This window comes from Variovorax sp. OK605, assembly GCF_900115445.1.
Lineage (GTDB): Bacteria > Pseudomonadota > Gammaproteobacteria > Burkholderiales > Burkholderiaceae_C > Variovorax.
The window spans coordinates 25,054-43,267 of sequence record NZ_FOWL01000028.1 but is presented as its reverse complement, the minus strand read 5'-3'; the positions used below and the strand labels follow the sequence as shown (position 1 = coordinate 43,267).

Here is an 18,214-nt window from a genome sequence, read left to right as displayed (position 1 = left end):
CGGCGCCTGACCCTGAGACGTATTCGGTCTTCGTGTTGCTTAGTCCGCCCTGAACAATTCAGTTTTCAGTTGAGTGCGACGTGACAGAGCGTGGCGGCCGGCGCCAGCGCAACCAGCAATGCATGCAGGTCCAAGCCGAGTCGGGCGCAAAGAAGCCGCAGCTTCGCCGGGATCAATCGCAGGTTGTGACCTGCACCGCACATCACCGCGTGCAGTGCGTCGCCCAGGGCACCCTTGAGCGGGTTGCGGCCAAGGCGCCCATCCATCTTCATGTGCCCGATGGCCGGCTCGATGGCGCTGCGTCGATGGATCATGGCCTTCAAGGTCCGCGTGATGCCTCGCTTCTGACCCGAGCGCAGGATACGCACCCCTTCGATCTCCACGCCCCTATAGCCCTTGTCCACGATCGCCGTGGTCGGCTTGCGTTCGGCCAGGATGCCCACCTGTTCGAGAGTCTCGGCCAGCGTGTGGCCGTCGTACGGATTGCCCGGCATGCTGCGCATGCCCACCACCAGGCCTTCCTTCAAGGTCGTCGCGATGCTCACCTTCACGCCGAACTCGTACGGCGTTCGGGCCTTGCCCTTGGAGATGCACTCAACCTCGGGGGCGTGCAAGGCATACAGCTTGTTCTTGTCCTTCGTGCGCTGGGCCAGAATGCGGCCGGTGCGAGCGAGCAAGTCGCTGACCTTGCTCTGTGCCTGCTCGGGCAGCGCGCCGAGTTGACGCGCCACCTCGCGCTGCACGCGACCCACACGCGTGCGCAGTGTGCGAACGGCGTGGCGCATGCGCTTGAACTGCTTGGCGTGGGCGTAGCGCCCGATCTGCGCGGCCAGTCTGGGGGCGGTGCGGTTGTAGTTCTGGCGCAAGCGCAGACCGTGTTCTTCGGCAGTCTTGACCAGATGCTGGCGGCTCTTCTCCAGCAGTCGGCTGTCAGTGGGGTGCGCAATGGCCTTGGGCATCACGGTCGTGTCGACGATGACGCGATCCACGCTGGAGGCCTTCACGACGCCACCGCGCCGTGCGGCTTCGATGGTGGCCATGAGCAAGGTCTCCACGCCTTCCTCGCCGATGCGCTTCCTCCAGCGCGTGAGGCTGCTTGGGTCGATGGGCGCTTCGGTCTGCAGGTACACCTCACCGCAGAAGTACTGCCAGTAAGGGTTCTCGATCCAGGTGTTGATCACCGCTTCGTCGGAAGCATCGAAGGTGTGCTGCAAGTACAGCAGGCCCGCGACCAGCCGAGGAGGCAATGCGGGGCGACCGCGCCCCGAGTCGAAGTGCGCACCGAACGTGCGTTCGATCTCGCTCCAGTCGATCAAGCCGGCCAGGCGAACGAGCGCGTGACGCATGTTGATCAACTCGTCCAGGCGAGAGACGAACAGCTCGTCGGTCTGCGGGGTCACAGGCTTCGGTCCCATCGATCAAACCTCGTCGGAATTTGCAAGGAAACTGCGTTGTACAACCCGATACCCTGCAAATTCCGCGCCGCGCAAACCCTGAAATCACCAGCTAAATCAAAGAGTTGGAGATTGTTCAGCGCGGACTGCTTAGTGTCGTTGCCGAGCTTTGGCATGGACAGGGCGCCGATGATGACTGTCGATCACGAAATCTCGCGTCATGTGCTCACGCTGCGACCAGCCCACTACTTTGGCGGCTGAACAGGTCGATCACCACCGATCCAAGCCACCGGCGTGTTCCAGCGCTCGTCGTTCTGCACTGGTATGCAGGAGCGAACCTCCTTGCCATCCCTTGTACCGCGCTGGGCGGCGGGTAGCGGCCCGCGTCAATCATCTCTGAAGAAGAGTTCCGGAGGAAAACGCGCGCTCGCTGGCGGCGTTATCCGGCCACTGGTTTGGTCCGGAGTTCTTTCCTATAGCGCTTCATCAAAGAGTCCATAAGCTCCGACGGGTCCACCGCGAGTCCGTTGCACAAGAAGATAAGACTCGTCAATGAAGGGCTGGTAGTGGCGGTCTCCAGTTTGGCGATGAATGTGCGATTGAGACCCGACGCAAATCCAAGTTCCTCTTGATTTAACCCGCGCACAGCCCGCCGAGCCTTGAGCTCGGCCGCAAAGGCTTTCAATAGTGCAGGGTCCTGCGTCGATCGCATGCGACGAATTTCGTCGCGAGGAGCTGTTTATGCACCTGCTTGTATGGTACATAATGCGTTTAGCGAGCGGCTCCGGAGTTGTGAAAGCCGATGCCTCGATTCAAGGCGCTCGTCTTTGCTAACGAGAACCCAATGACGCGTCAACAAGTCGCCTCACCTTTGCCAACGGCCCGACCCCTGCGTCTACCGGCCTCGGTAGCGCACGTCCGTCCGCAGCGCTTGGCACCGGTAATACGCAGCGCTTCAGCTTCGCTCATAGGCACCCAGGCAAAGGCGTTGCGGATGGCTGCAGACCTGTCCGCCGGTGAGCTTGCCTCGGCATCGGGCGTTTCTCGCTCGATGTTGTCTCGTATCGAAAACGGGCTGGTGTCGCCTTCGGTGGAGACGCTGGACCGCATCGCGCAAGCCCTTCACGTGCCCGTATCGCGATTCTTCGGCGACCAAGCGCGCCGCACGGATTTCTGTCACGTACCTGCGGGTCACGGACTCGTGGTCGACCGCATTGGGGCGGTGGGGGGCTATCGTTACGAGTTGCTGGGACACTCGCTCTCGGGGAATGTGTTCGTCGAGCCCTATCTGGTCACGCTCCTGCCGGATGCCGAACCCTATGTCACTTTTCAGCACCCCGGGCTCAAGCTTCTCTATTTCCTCTCGGGTGAGGTGAGCTACCGCTACGGCGCCAAAGTTGTGACCGTGAGGGCAGGGGATTCGTTGGTGTTTGACGCGACGGCGCTGCACGGGATCGAAACGATCCATATGCGGCCGGTGTCCTACCTGTCGGTGGTCTCCACGCTGCGGGAGTGATGACGCCCCGGGCCAGAGCGCATGGAGTTTCGGGCTGGTGCTGGCGGCGGACGTGCGATTGCGTCGGGCCCTTCGCGGCGTGGGCGCATCTCAGAGATGGGCGACGTCGGGTTCGTCCATGTGAGCCATCGGGGGAACGTGGTGGCCAACCTGGTGGACGCGGCGCAGAAGATCACGCGGGATCTGGCGCAGGTCGGGGAGGCGGTCGCGCAGATGCGGACTACGACCCTGACGCAGGGACAGCAGCTCGACTTCGCGCGCGAGGCGCTGGCGTTGCGGTTCGCGGGCCATGACGCGTTGCCGGTGGAACCGCTGCAGTTGCTCGAACGCCGGCGCCTGGCCGATGTCGGTGACGACGTCTGGCGGACCTTCAACACGGTGCAGGAGCATGTGCTGCGCGGCGGGTTGCCGCGACGCACGGCACGCGGTCGAGTGATGCACACGCGCGGCATCCGCGCGATCCGCGAGAACGTGCGGCTCAACACCGGGCTGTGGAACCTGGCGCTGCGGCGCATCGGTCGCTGAGGCGGCCATGGGCCGGCGTCGCCGCCGGCCCTGTCGAGCGGGGCGCTCCGGTGCGGCGTGCTGCCGAGCCGCGGGCATTTCCCTGCGGCGCGCGCGGCACACCGCCATGCCGGGTCACCTTGTCTTTGCGTGATCTTGTCGGCCGACGGACCGATGGGCTGCCATCGGTCATCAGCCATGCCACGGGCGCTGCGCCCGGTCGTGCTCGCGCATCTCTCCGGGCGCTTCGCGTGGCCTTGACGTGGGTTGCAGGGCCGGCTTCCATTGCGCTGTGTCTTTCAGAGCCGGCACCTGAGCGTCCGCACGCTCCGGCCCCGGCCGGGGCGCGTGCATCCCGGTGAGGCCACGTGCGTGGCCTCGTGCCGGGGCATTGCAGGCCCGTGCGCGTTTCGCCCGCGCTATTGGGTGGCAGCCAGGACACCAGGCGGTGCGCGGAGGGTTCGAGGTCGCGGGCCCCGTCCGGGGCCTCTGCGGAGGGCGGGGGAGGGCTTGCCTGTGAGCCCTGAGGCTACCCCCTCGTTCTCGCGTTCAAGGCCCTGCGCGCGCTGCGCGTGCTCGGCGCGTGCCGCGCGCCTGCGGCGGCCTGGAGCGCTGCGCTGCGACGGGGTGGCGGGGTCTCGCAGGCAATCCCGCCTGTGTCATCTCACAGGAGTTCGTCATCATGAACGCTTCCACTTCCTCCGTTGCCGCTGCGGGATCTTCCGCGGTTTGCTCCGACCTCACGACGTCGCTGTCTGCCATGACGGCACGCGAGCGCAGCGTGCTCGAGGCGCTGCGGCCGTTTCTCGGCGCCGACGCGGAGGTGCTCTACGACGCGCAAGGACGCTCGTTGCACAAGCTGGTCTGCTTTGCGCGTGATTCGTCGCTGCCGGGGTGCACGCAGCTGCTGTGCGGGCTGCGCCTGGCGCGGGAGCTGCTCGCCGAAGAATTGCGCCCGGCCGAGGCCTTCCGCTCTGCCTACGCCGTCTCGGACTATCTCAAGCTGCACTTCGCGGGGCAGCAGCACGAGAGCTTCGCGATCCTGTTCCTCGATGCACGGTGCGTGCTGCTGGCCTTCGAGGACCTGTTCCGGGGCACGCTCACGGCGACCGGGGTGTATCCGCGGGAGGTGCTCAAGCGGGCGCTGCAGCACAACGCCGCGGCCGTGATCCTGGCGCACAACCATCCGTCGGGCGAGGTGGAGCCGTCGGCGGCGGACCGGGCGCTGACGGATGCGCTGAAGGAGGCGCTCGCGCACATCGACGTGCGGGTGCTCGACCACTTCGTGGTTGCCGGAAACCGGGCCGTCTCGATGGCCGAGCGCGGCCTCGTCTGAGCGAGGCCTGCGGGGCGCTTCGGCGCCCCTTTTTGTTTTCCTTCTTTCTTTCGGCCTCGCTTTTTGGACGGCGTGCGTTCGGGGTGGTCGCGCGCGGCGCACGCTCGCACGCTGGCCCGTGCGCGCTCAAGTCGCTTCCATCAGCGCCGCGTGGCGGGGCGGACCCGCCCCGCCAGGTCCGGCGCTGGCACGCCGGGACGCGCATGGACGGTGAGCGGGCTGGCCGCATGCCTGCCACGCGGCAGCTCGCAGGCGCTGGCGGCCGTGTGTGGCCTGCGGCGGGGAGGTGTCGACCCGCGGTCGTGCCGCCTCTGGATCGACGCATGGCGCGGGTCGCTCCCCGCTCCAGGGTGAAGGCTTCGCCCCCGTGCTCGCCCGGTCCTCGCGGCGCTCGGCTGCGGCCTGCGCCCGGGCCCCGGACCTTCTCGCTGGCCCCTCGCCCGGTCTGCGTCGAGGCGGCTCCGACAGCAGGTTTTCCTTCTTCCACCCCCGCGGCAGGTGCCGCAGAAAGGCGTTGCCATGACCCGATCTTCAGGCGCTTTCGCGCGACGCGGCACGTCGGCCTCGGCCGCTGCGCGGCCCCCGGCTGCCACGGGCGTTCCCCCCGTACCCCCCGAGGACCCACCCACTGCAGGGCTGCGGGAATGGCCCCAGGCGCCACGGCGCCCGGGCGGGCGCCTGGACGTGCGACAGGCCGTGACGGACCGGATCATCGCCATGCTCGCGCAGGGCGGCCACGTGGCCCGTGCCCGCTGGGTCGCTGCGGCGTCGCGCGGCTTTCCGCGCAACCTTCACACGGGACGGTGCTACCGGGGCGCGAACGTGCTGCTGCTGTGGGACGAGGCCATTGCACAGGGCCATGCGACGAACTTCTGGATGACCTACCGGCAGGCCGCGATGCTCGGCGGTCAGGTCCGCAGGGGCGCACGCGGGGTGATGTGCGCGCATTTCGACCGTGTGCCCGGCCGCCCGGCCCGCGACGAGGCACAAGCGGGTGCGGCTGGCAAGGGTGCGCTCTGCGGCGTCGATGAGGGTGAGGGTCTCGGGTCGGCGCGCGTCGGCGTGCTGCGGTGTCGGCCATTGTGGTTGTTCAACCTGGCTCAGGTCGACGGGCTGCCGGACGATCTGGGCATGGCGGCATGCGAGGGGGCGCCGGCATGGGCGGGCCCCATGGCAGGTGAGGGCCGCGGGGCGGTGGAGACCGCGCTGCGGCTGGTTGTCGGCTGCGACGCCGTGGTGCGACATGGCTTCGGGGTCGCGAGCTACGTGCCGGTGCGCGACGAGATCCGCTTGCCGTTGCCGAAGCGGTTTGCGAGCGCCGAGAACTACTGCGCCACGCTGTTGCACGAACTCGTGCACTGGACTGGGCATCCGGCGCGGCTGCACCGCGCGTTCGGCCCGCGCTTCGGTGACGCGGCGCCTGCGTTCGAGGCGCTCGTGGCGGAGCTGGGCTCGGCTTTCCTCATGGGGCACTGCGGGCTCGTTCAGGCCACCATCGAGGGCCATACGGGCCGCTTGGAGGCCTGGCTGCAACTGCTGCGCCATGACCGATCGGCGATCTTCACGGCCGCGCGACATGCCAGCGATGCGTTCGACTGGATCTTGGCACGGGGCCTGCCGGAAGTCGAAGACCTCCTTTGAGGACCTTGGCAGTGCCCGCCGTGCGGTTGCACGCGTGCGAGACGCCACTGAGCTTTCGCTGGCGCGCGATTGAACTGTCGTGGGTGACGTCGCCGGTCGGCCCCGCGCCATTTCGCCACACCAACGACGCAAGACGGTGCGCCAAACGAATCGGCCCGAAGCTGACTTTTCAGCGGCTCATTTCTCTAACCATAATCCACAGCATGAAGCTTGTTTTTGTCCACGGCCCCATTGCCTCTGGAAAGCTGACCATTGCGAAGGAACTCGGGCGGATCACCGGCTACGCTGTTTTTCACAACCACTTGGTGGTTGATGCCGTGGCAGCCGTGTTTCCTTTCGGCACCGAGCAGTTTGTGAGGCTGCGCGAAAAAATGTGGCTCGACATGATGCGCGAGGCGGCCATGGCCGAGCGCTCTCTCATCTTCACGTTTGCGCCAGAGCCGACAGTCGTCGAAGGCTTCGACAGGCGGGTCGTGGAGAGCGTGAGGGCCGCCGGTGGCAGTACGCATTTTGTCCAGCTGACCGTCCCGGTCGCGGTACAAGAGGAACGTCTTACGGCACCAAGCCGGGCTGCTTATGGAAAGCTTCAGTCGGTGGAGCTTCTGCGTGAATTGCGCGCGCAATTTGAAGCGGCCGAGCGGGCGATGCCGAGAGGGGAAGTGGTCGTCGACACCTCCGCTGTCGCCCCTGCAGAGGCCGCGCGCGCGATTGCCGAAACACTGGGGCTGGCGCTCCTGCCGCCGCCTCACTAGCGCGAGCCCTCCGAGACAACGAAGCATCGACTCAGCGCGCACAGCACCCGCCCGAGAGCAAATGCCGCGAAGTTGAAAAGGCGTGAGGCGAGCCGGCCTGTGCGATCCACGGTCAGGGAGTTGGGCGGGCTGGCTCCGATGGAGAACGGTGGGCCCGGCACCCCTGTCAGCGGGCCGGTTCGTGGGTTGATGGCGTAGGCCGAGACGTTGTGAGGGGTTCTGTTCGCCGCGTACACGAAGCGTCCGGTCGGATCGATGGCCATGCCGAAGGGCGTGTTGCTGCAGGCACCGAGCCGATCGAAGTCAACGGGCCCGTGGTCGGGTCGATGGAATAAGGGAGCAGGGCGCCGGGGTTCCTGCCGGTGCCCGAAGCGGTTGGCAGACGTGGCATTGGGCCAAGCGTGAGCGGAATGACAACATTCCGGGATCGAAGACCTAAAGATGCAGGAAATCTTGTAACACTTAGGAAAAGAATGGCCTACGTGGGCACCATGTCGACTGGACGAGTGCCTGCCCCGCATGCGCGATCAAAAACCAATGCACGACAGGCGACTACCGGAGCATCCCCCGATGGGAACATGAAGAGGTGCTCGAGCGTGTGCAGCAGCGCCTGGACAAGAAGCCCGAGGCCATGACCTTGCGACGGCGCACCGTCGAGCATGTCTTCGGGAGGTTGAAGCACTGGATGGGCTCGACGCACTTCCTGACGAAGACGCTGGCGCATGTGGGCACCGAGATGAGCCTGCATGTGCTGGCTTGCAACCTCAAGCGAGTGATCGCCATCCTGGGCATGAGGAGAACAATGAAGGCGGTGCGGCTGGTGGGGGCGTGGGCCCCTTTATGGCCCTTCGACGGCGCGCAAAGGGCGCGCTGGGCTTCAAATCCGTTCGCGCCCACCTAGACTACTGGATGGCCTGCGCGCCTGGTGATGGCCCTCGCGACGCGGATGCCCGGCATACTGAAGCGCCGAAGGCGTTTCCACAGCCTCCGCCAAGAGCGGACCTTCATGGTTTCGGGTCGGTATAAACGAAACAGAGCTTGTTGCCTTCCGGGTCCGAACAGTAGGCGGCATAGAAATCGGCTGCATACCGTGTTCTTACGCCCGGGGCGCCAAGGTCCAAGGCTGATTGAGAGATTGCAGCGGACCATGCGGCGTCAACCGCGCTTCTTGAAGCGCACAAGAAGCTCACCTGGGAGCCGTTCGCTGTGGTGGACGGTTTTCCATCGAATGGCAAATTGATGACGAACTGGGGCCACCGTGAGCCATGCAGCCTCCAGATGACGCCCGCAGGACCGACATGCCCCAAATCAGTATCCCGTAACAGGCCCAACTCGGAAAGCACCGCGTCGTAGAAAGCGGCCATCGCCTTGAGGTCACGAACGCCGATTTGGATGTGCGCAAACATGCCAACAGCGTACTGGAAAGCCTGCTTCTCGGCCATGAGAACGACCGCTACGGGGCCCAAGCAGAAGTACGCCGCGCGCCATTGCGGACCTTCGGTTTGAGCGACCGCTGTCGGGAAGGCTCGATGTCCGCGCAGGGGCGCATAAAAGACGCCCGAGAGCAAATTCTGCGAAAGTCGAAAAGGCGTGAGATCCGAATCTTCGCGAGCTGATTGGTGCGCTGCACGAGCCTCTGCTGGCGCATCGGTTCGCAGCCCCATGGAGTCATCTGGCCCTCAGCGCGAAGAATCGGTGGCGTTCCGCAACGCGCCCTTGCAGCAGACGGTGTTGGGCCGTGGCCGGCGCTGAGTCCTGTTTTCCTAGAGAAGCTGTCTCGCCTGCCGGACTGAAATTTTTGTCTGAAGTATTGGACAGCGCGACCATCGGATCGGCCGTCAGCTGGCCCGACAGAAGACTGGCCGATGCTGGGCGTTGCATGCATTCGTGGACTGGACGGGCAACCACGCCAACGGCCCCCACTCCCGCAGTTCTCCGGCCTCGGGCAGGCCTCGCGCGCGCAATGGGCGAGCGCTCGCCGTTGTTGATGTTCCCGATGTGGACCTGCTCGTTCTCTGCCAGGTTGGCGGCATCGCGCAGGTCTTCGTCGATGGCACAGGAGCCTTCGTCGTGCAGCTCGCAGTCCAGACCAAGGCAGTGAGCGCCGATCGATGGGAGCGCAGGCCGTCGACGGCCATGGAAGACGCTGACCTCGCCCATGAAGAGGTTCGCGCGCTGGTGCGTGAAGCGGGCGAGCCCGGGCGCCATCGCTTTGACGAGCCCGATGTCGACGACACCGTGCTGGGCGAACTGGGCCTTGCGAGCGCCAGGGACATCGATCGGACACGGTCCAGCCTCCGGGCGCGGCGGATGGCCGCCGAGATCCAGGCGGGGCTAGCAGGCGTCTTGGGGTTCTCGGCATTTCCGAGAGGAGGCGGGGAGCGTCGCGCTTGTGCGGGGGATTTGCCTCGCCTGGCGCCGTCTGCTTGACCTTGTCGGCCGGCATCGATGGGCGCGCCACCTGCGCTCTGCGGGTCAGAACGCGCGGCGCGACATCGCATGGCACGCGCAGCAGGGCGGGTGGGCTGGCTTGCTGTTCCCTTCAGGGTGCCACACCGTTCTCGCCGTCAAGGTCTGCGCGCACGGTGTGCGCTGGCGGGCTGCGCCCGTCTTCGAACCCTGACCGCTGCGCTGCGGCGTGCCGGTGACGGTCTCGGGCAATCCCGCCCTGCATCCTTCCAAGGAGAGACCGTCATGACAAATCTTTTGAGCGACGACCAGCGCGCGCTGCTGCAGGCCCATGGCCGGACCTCGGCCGAGAACCCGCGTCACGATCCGGCGCCTGTGGTCAAGCTGTTCACGCCCCACGCGGGCGCGACCTGGCTGTTGAGCGAGCTGGACGCCGGCGGCGCCATCGCGTTCGGGCTGTGCGACCTGGGTGTGGGCTGTCCCGAGCTCGGCTATGTGAGCCTGCTGGAGCTGGAGGGCCTGCGCGGGCCATGGGGGCTGGCGATCGAGCGCGACCTGCATTTCGTGGCCAACAAGCCCCTGAGCGGTTATGCGCGGGAGGCGCGGCTGGCCGGGCGCATCGTCGCTTAGCCGGCACCGAGGCATCGGCCGTCGTCGCACGGTCGGTGCCATTGTTTTTCGCGCCGGCCGCGCGCATTGCCACCGTGACAGCCGCACGCACCACGCCTGTCACAGGGCGCCGGCAGGATTGTGCTCTGCATGGGCGTTCGCCCGCCGCGCCAGGGACAGGTTCGCCTCCACGGGGCGTGGCGGCGCGCCCCGTCGGTGTTCGCAGCGGCAGGTCACGCGGGGCGTGGTCGACATCGGTCGCACTGGGGCAGGTCCCGCGCCAGGCCGCCAGCCACTTTGGGGTGGGCGTCTGGGCACCCCGTTGAAGGCAACGCGGCTATTCTTGGGGCAAGGAGTGCCGTGACGATGTCAAGCTACAGCTATCTGTGGGATGGGACGCAATCGGGGTGGACGCTGCTGAGGATTCACCGCGCGGTGTGCGCGATCACGGTGGTGTTCGATGCGCAGGGGCCCAGCCGCCAAGAGATTCAGGTGCTGCGCCGCACGGTGCCGAGTTGGCGCGAGATTTCTGTCCGGCAGGCGGTGCGGCAACTGTGGGGGCGCCCCAGTGTCGACCTCGGCGAGTTCGACCAACGACCCGCGCGCCGTCTTGTCCAAGCGCTTGAAAGCCGAGGACTTCGGGTTCGAGAAAAGGTTACCGAGCAAACGACATACCTTCCGTTCAACGAGAGCGGCCAGCATGCGCTGATCATCGAAAACGTGGGCACCCTCCAGAAAGTGGTTGGCGAGGCACTCAGGCGGGGCCTGCCGGTGCGGCGTGTCGTCATCTGAAGGCACGCTCGGCTCCGCCTTCGGCCAGGTGTGGGCATTCCCAGGTGGCTCTGGCGTTTTGGCCGCGGCGGCACGGCCCCGTCCGTGATGGACGGCTTTTCGGGCTTGCCTGATGGCCGATGGCCTCCAGGCGTCGGTGTCGTGCTTCGAAATTCGACGGGGGTCTGATGCCTCACGACCCGCGCAAGGGCATGCACGTCGGACCCATCGCCGATGGGTGGCCTCGGCGTGATGCGCCCGGGGTGGTGGCGCGCCCGGTTGTTTCGTCGTCCCGCTGCGGATGTGCGCGGAAGCGACGGTAGGCAGCGCATACGTACAGAGCTCGACGGGTTCTTCGAATGGTGCCGTCAGCTTCGGATGTCGCATCTCGCCAGCGGCGCGCTCGATCGCACACAGGGCACGCGCCTGGCGCTGGGTTCCTTGTCGCGAAGGCGTGGGGTGCCGGCTGACGCCTGCGAACCGGTGCACGCGGACCGGCGTTGCTGACAGCAGGCAGGAGTGGCTGGCTGAAAAAGACCAGGAGCGCTCGGCCTTCTCTTCCTCATGCGCCAGCCGGGCGGCCTTTGGCCCAGATGCATTGCGCAGTCCGCAGTCCGCAGTCCGCAGTCCGCAGGATGCGCTTGCCTAGGAAAGGTCCAGCGCCCTTGATGCCGCTTCGCGATCCTCGAGCACGTAGCCGGCACCGCGAACCGTGTGCAGCAGTTTCACGTCGAAGGGGCCGTCCAGTTTCTTGCGCAGGCGCCCCACGGTGACCTCGAGCGTGCTGCAGTCGTCCTCGAAGCGCGTGTTCCACACGCGCCGCGCGAGCGTGGCGTGCGACACGACCTTGCCGGGGTGCTGGAGAAGCTCGGCGAGCAAGTCGAATTCCTTGGGTGAGAGCTTGAGCCGGACGCGGTTGCGTGCGCATTCGCGGCGTTGGAGATCGACCTGGAGGTCGGCCAACTGCACACGCGTCGACGGCGGTGGCGTGTGTCGCTGCAGCAGCGCCTGCACGCGCACGCGCAGTGCCGCCGCGGAAAAGGGCATCGCGAGGTAGTCGTCCGCGCCAAGCTGCAGTCCCCGCAGGCGGTCTGCGAGCTTGTCGCGCGCGGTGAGCATCAGCACCGGCGTCTGCTTGGTGCGGCGGATGGCCTGCAGGACGGCGAGGTCGGCGCCCGCCAAGGCCACGTCGAGCACCACCAGGGCATAGTCGCCCTCCGTCGCGAGGTAGCGCCCTTCCACGCGATCGTGTGCGAGATCGACGCGATAGCCTAAACCTTCCAGGCCCTCCTGGACGCAAGCAACGAGCATGGGCTGGTCTTCGATGAGCAGTATCTGCATCTCGTACCGTGGTCGGGGTTCCATCGAAATGGCAGGTGGCAGGCAGGGGTCTCAGGGATCTCGGGCACGAGCTGGTGAGTCTGTGTTCACCAGCCTGCCCGTGACCGCCGGTTCACCGTCATCACCTGCGTAGGACGTGGCCTCGACTGAAGGCAGCCGGCGAAGTCTTGCCTGCGATGTGTGGCGTTACTGATCGCCACGATGACGGCCGGGATCTTCCCCGCCGTTTCGCCTCGCGGCACTCCACAGGCAGGCCGGCGAGACGGGCCCGGGGGGCCATCAGCGAGCGCCTGAGGCGCGGCCTGAGCGCACCTGGCCCGGCGAAGCGTGGCGCAGACCATGCTCGGGTGACGGCATCGGTCTCTCGGGGGGCGATGCGGATCGTTGCCGCGCTTCGGGCGGCGTAGACCGAGGGCAGCCCGGCCGGGGCCGATGCACCGTCAACGCATGGCAAGCCAAGCGGTTCGCGTACGCGTCGTCGAAGAATGAGAGGGCTTCTGCGACGTCGAGCGCCAGTTCCTTGTCCCTGTGCCTGGCCAGGTTCCTGACGTCCGGGACCGGCGATCGGATGCCTGCCGGGCTCGATCGTTCGCTTGCTTGTTCGCTTTCGGCAGGATGCCCGCAGCAAAGCGGGAAGCGAGGCGCTCTGCTGGTCTCGCGCGGGCGGCTCTGTGTGATCCGCGACCAGGGGGATGAGTCAGGTGCCACCGGTTTCATCGGTGCAATGGCGTGCAGGCAGCGACCGTGTAGCCGACCCCCAGACTGCGTCCTGAGGACGCAGTCTGGGGGCCGGCTGTCCACTGCACCGGGTGGTTGGTCGCGCCTGCGTTCGTCAAGCGCGATGCTTGGTTTCTGCGCCACTGGGTCCCGTGCGAGCCCGGAGGTCTTGCCAAGGGAGGAGGGCCGGTTCTGCTGCGCCTGCGCGGAAGTTCCTGCAGGGCCTGCAGTCGCGCCCATGGCCGGGCGCGTGACAGGGATGCATGTCTGTCCGTCTGTCCGTCCGGCCCCCTGACGTGGAGGTGCCGCTGCGCATGGGGCCAGGTCGGTCGATGGCTTTGGCTGGCGGTGTGTTGGTGCTTCCACCGGCGGCGGTTTTGCCGTCTGCTGCCATGTGCCGCCTGCCTGGTCTGGCGGCACATCACCGAACATCCCGGCACTGTGATGCGCGATCGGCCTGCGGCCCTGCCGTTCGGTGGGCGCCCCGCCGGCGGCGCCGGCGTCGGGGAGCTCCAGGTTCGCGCCTTCGCGCTCATCCCCTGCGGGGACCGTCCCGTTCGGGCGGCCTTGCGCATCCCTGGCGCGGGACTGCGTTCCCGACTTCCGATGCATGACGTGCCTGCGGCACGTGGGGGCGCTCGCCGCGCGGCGCTTGCGTGCCCGCACCGGAGGCTTCTCGTGCGGCCGTTCGCCTGGCTTCTTCGCTTGTGTCCGGTGACTGTGCGCGCGCGGAGCCGGGCGCCCGGCTGCGCCTGCAAGGAGGTGTTCATAACGCCTGCGCGTTACGAAGGCTTCCCCCTTGCGCTCCCGTCCCCGCGTGCGCCGGACGCCACCGGGCGAAGAACTCAGGAGAACGGCAGCCAGCCGCCACGAGGCGACCGGTGCGTGCAAGCAACCCTTCCTGGAAGGGCTCCGAATCTAGGACTCCGGCCTGCCTGCAGGAAAAGGCGGCGGCGCTGCGGTGGCTTCGGGTGCTTTCGTCCGTGTGTGCATTGACGGCTCATTTCAACGAAAGGAAATTGCCATGAACGCGATTGCGGATGGAAAGAAGACCAAGGTCTTGACGAACAGGGCACCGAGGGCAGTGGCGAAGGGCGCGCGGGCGGTGACGCGCGCGAAAACGGGGCGGGCCGCGCCAGATGAGGTGGGTGAGGCGGTGAAGGTGGGGACGGTGGACAAGGCAGGTCCCTCAGGCGCCGTGCCCCGGGACCTGCACGTGCCATTGGATCGGCTCGTGCTCGGGGAGGCGAACGTCCGGCGCGTGCAGCGCGCCGACGGGCTGGAGGAACTCGCCGCGCTGATCGACGCGCAGGGCTTGCTGCAGCGCCTGAGCGTGGTGGCGCAGGACGATGGCCGCTTTGCGGTCGTGGCCGGGGGGCGGCGCTTGCGCGCGCTGCAGTTGCTGGCCGAACGCGGGCGCCTGGCAGGTACCCACCCGGTCGAGTGTCGCCTGTGCGATGCGGTGCAGGCGCGGCAGGTGTCGCTCGCGGAGAACTCGGGGCGCGAGGCCATGCACCCGGCCGACCAGATGGTGGCGTTTCGACAGCTCATCGAGGACGAGCACCTGAGCGTGGCGCAGGTGGCGCAGCGCTTTGGCGTGTCCGTGCTGAGCGTGGAGCGGCGTCTGCGGCTCGCGCGACTGGCGCCGCGTTTCATCGCGATGTACCGCGCCGGGGAGATCGACAACGACCAACTGCAGGCGCTCGCGCTGATCGACGACCTTCAGGCGCAGGAGGCGGTCTGGGACGGCCTGCGCCCGCACGACCGCAGCGCGTGGCGCATCCGCGATGCCGTCACCGCCGAGGCCTGCAGCGCCGACAGCCGGCTCGCGCGCTTCGTCGGGCTGGACGCCTACGAGGCCGAGGGCGGGGCGGTGCGCCGCGACCTCTTCGCCTCGGGCGAGGATCTGTCAGGCATCTTCCTCGACGACCTGCCGAGGCTGCACGCGCTGGCGATGGAGCGGCTGCGCGGCCATGCCGAGGCCGTGCGCACCGAGGGCTGGTCGTGGGTCGAGGTCACGCTCGACACCGATCGGGCCGCATGGCGCGGCTTCGGCTTCGAGGCGCAGGGCGAGCGGGCCCCCACGCCGGAGGAGGCTCAGGCCCTCGCCGGGCTGGAGGCGCTGGCGCTGACGTCCGCGCAGGCCCTGGATGCGCACCAGACGGACGGCGACCCCGAGGCCGACGACTTCGAGGCGCGCGAGGCGCAGCTCGGCGGCGCGCTGGACGAGGTGGAGGACAAGCTCGAGGCGGCGCGCGCGGCACTGCGGCAGTGGTCGCCCGAGCAGCTCGCGCGTGCCGGTGCGCTCGTGCGGCTGGACAGCCGCGGCGAGGTGGTGGTCGAGCGCGGCCTCGTGCGTCCCGCCGACCGGGCGGCACGTCGCAGCGTGGCGAGGGGCGCAGAGGGGGCAGGGGAAGGCATGGCGGCCGAGGACGAAGCCGCGCAGCCCTCGCAGGCGCGGACTGGCGACGCCGCCCGGGGTGCCTTCAGTGAGCGTCTGATGCGCGACCTGAGCGCGCACCGCACGGCGGCGCTGCAGGCCGCCTTGCTGCAACAGCCGCACGTGGCACTCGCGGCGCTGGCGCACCGCATGGCCGAGACGGTGTTCAGCCTCTACGGGCCGGGCAACGACATCGTGCGCGTGTCCACGCGCGTGTGCGGCGACGGCACGCTGGCGCAGGCGGCCACCGACCATGGCGACAGCCGCGCGGCGGGCGTGCTCGGGCAGGCCGAGGGCCTGTGGGGCGACCTGCTGCCGGGCAAGCCCGACGCGCTCTTCGCGTGGCTGCTCGCGCAGCCGCAGGAGGTGCTGCTGGACCTGCTCGCGTACTGCACGGCGCGCAGCGTCGATGCGATCCGCACGCGCATGCCGTCGCGCGCGGACATGAGCGACGCGCTCGCCGCCGCGCTCGGCCTGGACATGGCCGACTGGTGGCAGCCGACGCAGCGGCACTACCTGCTGCACGTGAGCAAGTCGGCGATGTGCGAAGCGGTGCGCGAGGCCACGGGCGCCGAGGTGCCGGCGCCCCTCACTTCGCTCAAGAAGCCCGCGCTCGCGGCGCATTGCGCCAGCCAGCTCGAAGGCACGCGGTGGTTGCCGCTGCCGCTGCGTGCGCGGCACGCGCAGAGTGAGGAGAACGAGGAGCGTGAGGAGAACGCAGCGTCTGAAACGGCGCCGGGCGAGGGCGCGGAAGAAGAAGGCGAAGGCGAAGAAGCCGACGCTGATCGCCGGACGCAAGGCTGAACCTGCACGAGGCCCTGCCTGTGCCGCCGGTGCGGGCAGGGCTTTTTTCTGGCGAACGCGACGCCGCGGCCTTGGCGCGGGGGCTTTCAGCGGCGCAGGGCTTCATCGACCCGGGCACGTGTGGGCGCGTCGAGCGATGCCCAGTTGCGCTGCAGCGCGCGGCCCAGGCGCGCCGGTGCAGGATCCTCCCAGCCGAGCGCCACGGTTGCGGCGGCGCCGGACAGCGCGGCCATCGCGCACAGCAGCGCGGCCGCGTGCCACCGCGGCGAGGGCCCGCGCAACGCCGGGGTGCGCGCCGGGCCCTGCGCATCGCCGCGCGCCTGCAGGGCGGCTTCGATGCGCGCGGCCGCGCTGTCCAGCCGGCGCGCGGCCTCGAGCAGCGCCGATGGGGCCTCGACGCTGCGCTGTACCAGGGGGGTGAGCGCGGCGAGGTCGGCCGCGAGCGCTTCGCGCGAGGCCTGGACGTTCGACGCGGCTTCCTCGGCGCGCTGCAGCAGCGGTTCGACATCCTCCAGCAGGATGTGCAGCGCGGCCTGCTGGGCGCTTGTCGCGCTCATGGCTTGCGCGCCGGCTTCGCCGGTGCGAACAGCAACGCGTGCACGCGCACCAGGTTGTCCTGCGCCGTGACCGCGAGGTCGTGCGTCATCTGCGCGGCCATCGCGCGCTCCAGGGCTTCCATGTCGCCCGCGCGCCGCGCTTCGGCACGTGCAGCGCGCCAGTCGGTGGCGTCGCGCGCGAGCTCGCCGATGGTGCGCCGGCTCGTTTTCGCGAGCTCGAAGACCTCGCTGCGCGCGACCACCGCGTGCGGCTCGAAGACCGCCTTGGCCTGTCCGTGCGTCAGGCCGTAGCCCACCACCTGGGGGTAGATCGCGGCAACGCTCTCCAGGCTGTCGCTGGGGTACTGGTTGAAGACGACGCGCACCCGGCGCGGCTCGACGCCGAGCGCGTGCAGCCAGTCGACGGTGGCGATCGTGTCGCGCTGCTGCTTGTCCGCCGGCACCGTGGGCACGAGCACCAGATCGAATTCGCCCACGGCGCTGCGAAAGCGCGCCATCTCGCTCATGAACGCCGCGACGTTGGAGGCGCCCACGTCCACGATGAGGTCGTCGTGGACCATGATCTCGCGAAAGATATCCCGGAAGCGGCTCGCGCTGAAGGCCTCGACATCGAGCGCCTCGACCGTGTCGACGTCGCTCGCGTTGAGCGACTCCACGCTCACGATGCGCGCGCGCGGCGTGAAGGCCGCCAGCAGGTGGACCGCCAGCGTGCTCTTGCCGACGTTGCCCGAGAGATTGAGAACGCAGGTTTTCATGGGAAGGACCTCGCTTTCCTGGAAGCGCTGCTCGCGCGCGCGGCCTGCGCGTAGTCGCGCGAAGCGGCGCGCTGCGCGCTCGCGAGCGCGTCCAGCACCGCCGAGGCGCCTGCCGCGGGCCCGCTCGCGGACGCGACGCCCGGGGGCGGGCAGGGGGCCAATGACTGCGGCGGCAAGGGCGGCAAGGGCGGCAAGGGCGAGTGCACCGCGCGTCGCTTGCGCGCGCGCACCAGGCCCGCGCGGTAGTTGTTCCAACTCACCGCCAGACCGCCCGCGCGCAGCCGCGCGTGGATCGCCGCATGACCGTGACCCAGGGCGTGGGCGTGACTGATGGCGTCGGCCAGGCGCGCGATCACCGCCGACACGCTGCGCAGGCGCTGCGCGACCAGCGCCTGCGTGTCGCGCTGCAGGGCATCGAGCGTGTCGACGCCGGGCCGGGGATCGGGCTGGCTGTCCATATGCGGTTGCCTCTAAATCCTCTTTGGCGATACATTTCGCCGGATGAAGTGGAGTTTGTCTCGTTGAAGTGGATTTTTCAAGCGCGACTTTGTCATCGGACGCACTTTGAAGCCGCCACGGAGAGCGTTTCGATGCAGCGGGAGACGGAAAGGACACGCAATGCACACATCGAGGATGCAACTGCTGCTCGCGCCGGCCCTTGGCCGGTC

General features: G+C 68.1%; 18 protein-coding genes and 2 pseudogenes. 10 read left to right on the top strand and 10 right to left on the bottom strand.

The annotated features are described in order from the left end of the window. Positions 1-65: 65 nt before the first annotated feature. Together BM013_RS38515 and BM013_RS38510 are read right to left on the bottom strand one after the other, a co-directional pair. A complete protein-coding gene (locus tag BM013_RS38515; RefSeq protein ID WP_093135649.1) occupies positions 66-1,415 on the bottom strand; it encodes an IS5 family transposase in 1,350 nt (449 codons plus the stop codon). 418 nt (positions 1,416-1,833) lie between these two features. Then, positions 1,834-2,106, bottom strand: a complete 273-nt coding sequence (locus tag BM013_RS38510; RefSeq protein ID WP_093135646.1) for a helix-turn-helix domain-containing protein — start codon at positions 2,104-2,106, stop codon at positions 1,834-1,836. Positions 2,107-2,337: 231 nt separating this feature from the next. Here BM013_RS38510 and BM013_RS38505 point away from each other — a divergent pair, with 231 nt between their 5' ends. The 5 genes from BM013_RS38505 (at position 2,338) to BM013_RS38485 (ending at position 7,143) form a co-directional block, all read left to right on the top strand. Continuing rightward, on the top strand, positions 2,338-2,910 hold the full coding sequence (locus BM013_RS38505) for a helix-turn-helix domain-containing protein (RefSeq protein WP_093135703.1): 573 nt from the start codon (positions 2,338-2,340) through the stop codon (positions 2,908-2,910). 96 nt (positions 2,911-3,006) lie between these two features. Further along, positions 3,007-3,435, top strand: a complete 429-nt coding sequence (locus BM013_RS38500) for a DUF932 domain-containing protein (RefSeq protein ID WP_177225692.1) — start codon at positions 3,007-3,009, stop codon at positions 3,433-3,435. Positions 3,436-4,096: 661 nt separating this feature from the next. Next, positions 4,097-4,750, top strand: coding sequence for a JAB domain-containing protein (locus BM013_RS38495; protein WP_093135641.1), 654 nt, complete (start codon positions 4,097-4,099; stop codon positions 4,748-4,750). A gap of 684 nt (positions 4,751-5,434) precedes the next feature. Further along, entirely contained in the window at positions 5,435-6,391 is a 957-nt protein-coding gene (locus BM013_RS38490) for an ArdC family protein (protein WP_256221879.1), read from the top strand. A gap of 11 nt (positions 6,392-6,402) precedes the next feature. Next, complete coding sequence (locus BM013_RS38485; RefSeq protein ID WP_256221878.1) at positions 6,403-7,143, top strand: P-loop nucleotide/nucleoside kinase family protein; 741 nt, start codon at positions 6,403-6,405, stop codon at positions 7,141-7,143. Here BM013_RS38485 and BM013_RS42045 read toward each other — a convergent pair. After that, the gene (locus BM013_RS42045; protein ID WP_256221877.1) at positions 7,140-7,664 is read right to left on the bottom strand and encodes a beta-propeller fold lactonase family protein; all 525 of its coding nucleotides are present in this window, start codon (positions 7,662-7,664) and stop codon (positions 7,140-7,142) included. The two genes, BM013_RS38485 and BM013_RS42045, sit on opposite strands and share 4 nt — an antisense overlap. Here BM013_RS42045 and BM013_RS38480 point away from each other — a divergent pair. Beyond that, positions 7,637-7,960: pseudogene (locus tag BM013_RS38480) on the top strand (transposase); the annotation flags it as partial. The gene BM013_RS42045 and the pseudogene BM013_RS38480 overlap by 28 nt on opposite strands. A 187-nt stretch (positions 7,961-8,147) precedes the next feature. Here BM013_RS38480 and BM013_RS38475 read toward each other — a convergent pair. Together BM013_RS38475 and BM013_RS38470 are read right to left on the bottom strand one after the other, a co-directional pair. Continuing rightward, positions 8,148-8,807: a VOC family protein gene (locus BM013_RS38475; protein ID WP_256221876.1), complete on the bottom strand. Its 660-nt coding sequence runs from the start codon at positions 8,805-8,807 to the stop codon at positions 8,148-8,150. A gap of 256 nt (positions 8,808-9,063) precedes the next feature. Beyond that, positions 9,064-9,219, bottom strand: a pseudogene (locus BM013_RS38470) (aspartate 1-decarboxylase); the annotation flags it as partial. Between BM013_RS38470 and BM013_RS42285 the strand changes: the two are divergent. The 3 genes from BM013_RS42285 (at position 9,142) to BM013_RS38460 (ending at position 10,953) form a co-directional block, all read left to right on the top strand. Further along, complete coding sequence (locus BM013_RS42285; protein WP_371281805.1) at positions 9,142-9,573, top strand: hypothetical protein; 432 nt, start codon at positions 9,142-9,144, stop codon at positions 9,571-9,573. The pseudogene BM013_RS38470 and the gene BM013_RS42285 overlap by 78 nt on opposite strands. A 264-nt stretch (positions 9,574-9,837) precedes the next feature. After that, entirely contained in the window at positions 9,838-10,182 is a 345-nt protein-coding gene (locus BM013_RS38465; protein WP_093135636.1) for a DUF2958 domain-containing protein, read from the top strand. Positions 10,183-10,527: 345 nt separating this feature from the next. Then, positions 10,528-10,953: a hypothetical protein gene (locus BM013_RS38460; RefSeq protein ID WP_093135633.1), complete on the top strand. Its 426-nt coding sequence runs from the start codon at positions 10,528-10,530 to the stop codon at positions 10,951-10,953. 624 nt (positions 10,954-11,577) lie between these two features. Here the strand turns inward: BM013_RS38460 and BM013_RS38455 are convergent. Continuing rightward, entirely contained in the window at positions 11,578-12,273 is a 696-nt protein-coding gene (locus tag BM013_RS38455) for a response regulator transcription factor (RefSeq protein WP_093135631.1), read from the bottom strand. Positions 12,274-13,995: 1,722 nt separating this feature from the next. Next, positions 13,996-14,169 (bottom strand): hypothetical protein, encoded by a 174-nt coding sequence (locus tag BM013_RS41540; RefSeq protein ID WP_177225691.1) that lies wholly within the window; start codon positions 14,167-14,169, stop codon positions 13,996-13,998. A gap of 37 nt (positions 14,170-14,206) precedes the next feature. On the opposite strand from BM013_RS41540, the gene BM013_RS38450 reads away from it, so the two are divergent. After that, positions 14,207-16,234: a ParB/RepB/Spo0J family partition protein gene (locus BM013_RS38450; protein ID WP_177225690.1), complete on the top strand. Its 2,028-nt coding sequence runs from the start codon at positions 14,207-14,209 to the stop codon at positions 16,232-16,234. Positions 16,235-16,320: 86 nt separating this feature from the next. Here BM013_RS38450 and BM013_RS38445 read toward each other — a convergent pair whose 3' ends face one another. From BM013_RS38445 to BM013_RS38435, 3 genes are read right to left on the bottom strand one after another with little or no spacing between them, the layout of a single operon-like run. Beyond that, positions 16,321-16,791 (bottom strand): hypothetical protein, encoded by a 471-nt coding sequence (locus tag BM013_RS38445; RefSeq protein WP_093135625.1) that lies wholly within the window; start codon positions 16,789-16,791, stop codon positions 16,321-16,323. Next, positions 16,788-17,546, bottom strand: coding sequence for a StbB family protein (gene stbB, locus BM013_RS38440; protein ID WP_093135623.1), 759 nt, complete (start codon positions 17,544-17,546; stop codon positions 16,788-16,790). The genes BM013_RS38445 and stbB overlap by 4 nt, the downstream gene beginning before the upstream one ends. Next, the gene (locus tag BM013_RS38435) at positions 17,543-18,004 is read right to left on the bottom strand and encodes a hypothetical protein (protein ID WP_093135620.1); all 462 of its coding nucleotides are present in this window, start codon (positions 18,002-18,004) and stop codon (positions 17,543-17,545) included. The genes stbB and BM013_RS38435 overlap by 4 nt, the downstream gene beginning before the upstream one ends. Between the last annotated feature and the right edge of the window lie 210 nt (positions 18,005-18,214).

Excerpts from the sequence above, each read along its gene's own strand:
- BM013_RS38460 (WP_093135633.1), top strand. The coding sequence starts at position 10,528 with ATGTCAAGCTACAGCTATCTGTGGGATGGGACGCAATCGGGGTGGACG.
- BM013_RS38465 (WP_093135636.1), top strand. The coding sequence starts at position 9,838 with ATGACAAATCTTTTGAGCGACGACCAGCGCGCGCTGCTGCAGGCCCAT.
- BM013_RS38495 (WP_093135641.1), top strand. The coding sequence starts at position 4,097 with ATGAACGCTTCCACTTCCTCCGTTGCCGCTGCGGGATCTTCCGCGGTT.
- BM013_RS38435 (WP_093135620.1), bottom strand. The coding sequence starts at position 18,004 with ATGGACAGCCAGCCCGATCCCCGGCCCGGCGTCGACACGCTCGATGCC.
- BM013_RS38455 (WP_093135631.1), bottom strand. The coding sequence starts at position 12,273 with ATGCAGATACTGCTCATCGAAGACCAGCCCATGCTCGTTGCTTGCGTC.
- BM013_RS38510 (WP_093135646.1), bottom strand. The coding sequence starts at position 2,106 with ATGCGATCGACGCAGGACCCTGCACTATTGAAAGCCTTTGCGGCCGAG.
- BM013_RS38515 (WP_093135649.1), bottom strand. The coding sequence starts at position 1,415 with ATGGGACCGAAGCCTGTGACCCCGCAGACCGACGAGCTGTTCGTCTCT.
- BM013_RS38475 (WP_256221876.1), bottom strand. The coding sequence starts at position 8,807 with ATGGGGCTGCGAACCGATGCGCCAGCAGAGGCTCGTGCAGCGCACCAA.
- stbB (WP_093135623.1), bottom strand. The coding sequence starts at position 17,546 with ATGAAAACCTGCGTTCTCAATCTCTCGGGCAACGTCGGCAAGAGCACG.
- BM013_RS38445 (WP_093135625.1), bottom strand. The coding sequence starts at position 16,791 with ATGAGCGCGACAAGCGCCCAGCAGGCCGCGCTGCACATCCTGCTGGAG.
- BM013_RS38500 (WP_177225692.1), top strand. The coding sequence starts at position 3,007 with ATGGGCGACGTCGGGTTCGTCCATGTGAGCCATCGGGGGAACGTGGTG.
- BM013_RS42045 (WP_256221877.1), bottom strand. The coding sequence starts at position 7,664 with ATGCGGGGCAGGCACTCGTCCAGTCGACATGGTGCCCACGTAGGCCAT.